The 4,518-nt window shown below is 55.0% G+C and carries 5 protein-coding genes; all 5 read right to left on the minus strand.

Annotated elements, in window-relative coordinates:
* The coding region (locus AC1DUU_RS24135) for a sugar phosphate nucleotidyltransferase (RefSeq protein WP_476785911.1) at positions 1–250 on the minus strand (250 nt) is incomplete at its 3' end.
* Positions 250–1,233 (minus strand): GHMP family kinase ATP-binding protein, encoded by a 984-nt coding sequence (locus AC1DUU_RS24140; RefSeq protein ID WP_476785912.1) that lies wholly within the window; start codon positions 1,231–1,233, stop codon positions 250–252. The genes AC1DUU_RS24140 and AC1DUU_RS24135, both read right to left, overlap by 1 nt.
* Positions 1,217–2,221, minus strand: coding sequence for a Gfo/Idh/MocA family protein (locus AC1DUU_RS24145; RefSeq protein WP_476785913.1), 1,005 nt, complete (start codon positions 2,219–2,221; stop codon positions 1,217–1,219). The genes AC1DUU_RS24140 and AC1DUU_RS24145 overlap by 17 nt, the downstream gene beginning before the upstream one ends.
* Before the next feature lie 185 nt (positions 2,222–2,406).
* Positions 2,407–3,276 carry an SDR family NAD(P)-dependent oxidoreductase gene (locus tag AC1DUU_RS24150; protein ID WP_476785914.1) on the minus strand — a complete coding sequence of 290 codons (870 nt, stop codon included), beginning with the start codon at positions 3,274–3,276 and terminating at the stop codon, positions 2,407–2,409.
* Between the two features lie 2 nt (positions 3,277–3,278).
* Positions 3,279–4,518, minus strand: a 1,240-nt coding sequence (locus AC1DUU_RS24155) for a nucleotide sugar dehydrogenase (RefSeq protein WP_476785915.1), incomplete at its 5' end; no start/stop codon positions are given.

A 4,518-nucleotide genomic window follows, 5' to 3' on the forward strand; every position in this document is an offset into this window, starting at 1 on the left:
GTTTCGGCCCATCCGCAGAGTAGAGTACTTCCATCCCGAATGCCGATCCGTCGCCGACAGCTTCTTCGACCATCTCGCCTAGATAGCCGATGCAAAGGACGACACGACGAATACCTTGATCGCGCAGGTAATCCAGCTGGTGATAAATGAAGGGTCTTCCGGCAACCTCGACTAGCGCTTTCGGAATGGTCTCCGTGATGGGGCGAAGCCGGGTTGCAAGTCCTCCGGCAAGAATAGCTACAGTAAGCATCAGGAGCTTAAGACCACTTTTGTACCCTCGAAGTCAAAGCGGAAGCGGACCTCTTCCAGCCCTGCGGCGGCCATTGCATGACGGAGCCTGTTTCGATCGCTGGCCACGAACATCAAAAAGCCTCCGCCGCCTGCGCCTACGAGTTTGCCTCCGACCGCGCCGTTCTTCATGCCGAGCTCATACCATTCGTCGATCTTGGGATTGCTCATGCCACCCGAGCGGCGCTTCTTGTGCTCCCAGTGTTCGTGCATGAGCTCGCCAAAAAGTTTCGTGTCGCCGGTTTCAAGCGCGTCACGGCTGCGGTAGCCGAGTTCCTTCACATAGTGGAGGTTGTTAAGCATGTCGGCGTCTTGGCTCTGCGACTTCACCTGTTGGTCCTTGAGTATCCCACTGGCACTACGCGAGAAGCCGGTGAAGAACAGGAGAAGGTTGTCCTCGAGGTCGAACATTGTGTCCATGGCAAGACCAAGCGGCTTTGCCGTCACCTTGTCGTCCCTATGAAACGTGAAGCAAGTCACGCCACCCACGGCCGCAATGTATTGGTCTTGTTTGCCGATTGGCTCTCCGAGCCGGTCAATTTCTATATGACAGGCCAGTTCAGCTAGTTCTTCTTGGTGAAGGTGCCGCTTCCTGTGCGTGTACAGAGCCTTCAGCAGCGCGGTCGTAAAGCTACCCGACGAACCTAGCCCTGTGCCGGCTGGGATGTCGGCCAAAGTGGTAACTTCGACTTGCGGCGTATTGAACCCGACCATCTGCAACGATTCGCGTATGATCGGATGTCTTACATCATTAATCTGATCAACATGTTCGAGGTGGGAATACTTAAGGTAAATACCTTCCGTGAACGGCCGCATCACAGTGACATAGACATACTTGTCAATTGCGGCCGATACCAGAAAGCCTTCGTGGTCCCTGTAATAGGACGGCAAATCGGTTCCACCGCCACCGAGAGTGATGCGCAAGGGACTACGCGCTATGATCATAGCCGGACTCCTGATAGATCTTTTCGATAATTTGGAGGGCTTCGAAAGCGTCCACGAGCCCAGCTTCGGGATCCCGGTCCAGTGCTATGTCTTCGAAAAACTCCGCTAGCTCAATCTCCCAAGAATTGTCCGCCATGGGGTACTCCCAAGCCGACGTCTCGGGTGGTCCCATCTGGGGCAGCATCTTGTAGTGTGTGAGCCGCTCTACACCGTAGCTGCCACCCAGACCAGAAATATCAAGCTTGCCGTCCTTGCCGTAGATCTCCATGGAGAACATGTTTTTCCATTCGGTGCAGGAAACATGGAGAAAGGCGGCCTTTTGATCGTGCGTTTTCAACAACATGAAGCCATTGTCATCGACCGGCATATCCCAATAGTAGGTGTGCGCGAAACCTGCTGTGCTTGTAAAATTACCCAAGAACCATCTCGCAAGGTCAATCAGGTGCGGCCCTTGATCAATCAGTTCGCCGCCACCAGACAACTCTGGAATTGCCCGCCATTCACGGTCGTAGCCTGGTCGCCCACCATGACCATAGCGCGCTCGGATGAACATTAGTTCTCCAAGCTCGCCAGAGTTCACAATCTCTTTGGCCTTCCGCAAAGCTCTGTGGTAGCGGTGGCTGAAACCTACATGCACCTTTACCTGATATTTTTCCGCTGCAGCGATCACTGGCAGAAGTTCGGCCGATGTGCGCGCCGCCGGCTTTTCGACTAGAACATGTTTGCCGGCTTGGATCGCTGCAAGGCTTATATCAGCGAGTGAATCATGCAGGGTGGCGACGATAACAACGTCAACCTCGTCTAACCGAATCGCATCTCGCCAATCGTCAAAAAACTTGGAATTCGACACGGCTGCCAGGCTTCGTGCACGAGCAACATTTTTGTCGACGCAAGCAATCAGCCGGCCATGTGCGCCCAAAGCTGCGGCTCGTTTTTGACCAATCAGCCCGCAGCCAACAATGGCCACACCTGGGCGTTTATCTGTCATGCACGCTAAACCCTTCTGATCGGATACGGCGGAATCGATAACGTTGCGATGGCCGGATACGCAAGCCAATGTTGCTCGTGTGAGGCAGTTTTGCAGTACATTCCGTATTCTGCGGACGCTTTGAACTCCTAAACTGCCATTGCCAGGAGCGCCCATAGCTTGGGAGCCTTTCCAGAAGGCTCAATTTATTTGTCGCCCCAGGCAATTCCTCTATCGCGACCAGTGATACGACGGAGTGTATAAGCGTCTGAAGTGGCCAACTCGTCGCGATGCTCCGGCCATTGCTCCCAGTTGTCCCACATGGCGCTAATCAGCTTGCCCGTAATGCCATCGCTCTTGGCAGAGGCCAGAAAGAGCGCAAGACTGGCCCCTGCCTCCAGGGGAGCCCCGCCAGTTTCTTTCTGCTTAAGTGATCTTTCGTAGAACGCTTTGCCTACTTTTTCGGGGCCCGCCTCAATAACCTCTTCCAACATCCGCGTATTAAGAGCGCCCGGTGCTATGCAATTGACGTCGATGCCGCTTCCCCGAACTTCTTCCGCCAGAGTTTCTGCAAAGCGCACGATGGCAGCCTTCGACGCAGCGTAAGCACTGACGCGCGGCAGGGGATTTGTCGCACCCCCACCTGACAGCTGGATGATCTTGCCGTACCCTTTGCTTTTGAAGTGACCAAGCAGTGCTCTGCACATCATCACCGAGCCAAAGACATTGATCTCCATGGCACGAACCCAGTCGGACCAATCGATTTCTTCGATATCGCCTTTCGGACCGTACACCCCAGCGTTGTTGACAAGGATATGGCAATCGCCAAACTCGGCAAGAGTGGCCTCTGCCACAGCCAGCACGTCCGATTCCTTCGACACGTCTGCAGCGAGCGACATGACCTTCTGTCTCGGGCCTGCGACCGCCTGTAAGTCAGCGTGAGCCTGAGACAGGAGCTGCGCATTTCTGGCGCAGATCATCAGGTTGGCGCCGGCCTTGAGATAGGCCTTAGCAATCTCCAGTCCCAAGCCTTGATTAGCGCCTGTGATGACGGCAATTCTGCCAGCTAGCTGCATATTCAGTTTGTTTCCTTATGGGTCTGCTTGCTGCCGACCGCGACATATGCGATGCCTTGGGCTTGCGCTTGAGTGCCAAGAAAGCGGTTTGCATCGATCAAGGTGATACGGTTGCAAATTTCTGGCTGGATCGCCGCGATTTCAGCTTGGTATTCTGGCCATTCCGTTCCCACAACCAAAATCTCAGCGTCTGATACCGCATCTCGTGCATTGTTGTAGCGCGTGACCTTGTTTTGCCACTGCTCAGGCAAATTGAGCACCGCAGGATCGTGAACTCGGAGATTAGCACCTTGTTCGATGAGCCAATTACATAGCTCCACCGATTGCGATCGTCGCAGAGTGCTGGTGCCGGGTTTATATGTCAGTCCCCAGACAGCGACATTGACCCCGGTGAGAGTATCGACAAGACCACTGATCTTGCGACGCACCCACCCTTTGTGTTCGTCGTTGCTCACCTTGACAGACGACAGAATTGGCGACGCCAGTCCGTATGCGCTACTTTTCTGTTCCAGGAACAGGATATCGCGGGCGAGCGTCCCGCCAGCGAACGGGCCACCTGGCGACAGATAAGCCTTAGGGCCGATCCGCGCCTCCGACTTAAGGCCTCGCTCAACTTCCTTGGCGTCCGCTCCAACCATTTCGCATATGGCGGCGATCTCATTGGCGAAGGTAATGGATGTTGCAAGGAAAGAGTTGATCGCGTGTTTCGTCATCTCAGCGGATTCGACCGACATCCACTCGATCCTAGCGGTTATTGGTAGAAGCACACGTTGCAAAAATTCCTTGGTCTGTACGTCCCGGACGCCGATGACGATGCGGTCAGGATCCAGAAACACCTTAAGGGCATTACCGAGACGCAGGTTTTCCGGACTGCAAGCAAAACGGATATCCTGCCGGCCAAGCTCGCGAGCCCGACCCTCCAGCGCAGAGACCGATCCGACCGGCATCTGGGACGAAACCAATACCACTGCTCCGAGGGGCAGGAGCGGCAAGCTTGCCTCTACCCTAGAAGCAACAAAATCTACATCAGCTTGGTCGTCCTCATCGACGGGCGTATCATAGGCAATCCACAGCAGCTCGGCGTCGGAAAGCGCAGCCACGGCGTCCGTAGTGAATTTCAACGTGCCGCTCGACAGGCCTGCGCTGATGAGCTCATCCAGACCAGGTTCAAGCAAAGGAGCTCGGCCCTGTGCGAGGCCATTGATGGTCTCGCTATCTGCATCGACACCGGTAACCTGATGT

This window comes from Aminobacter sp. P4_H6_2 (assembly GCF_056400805.1).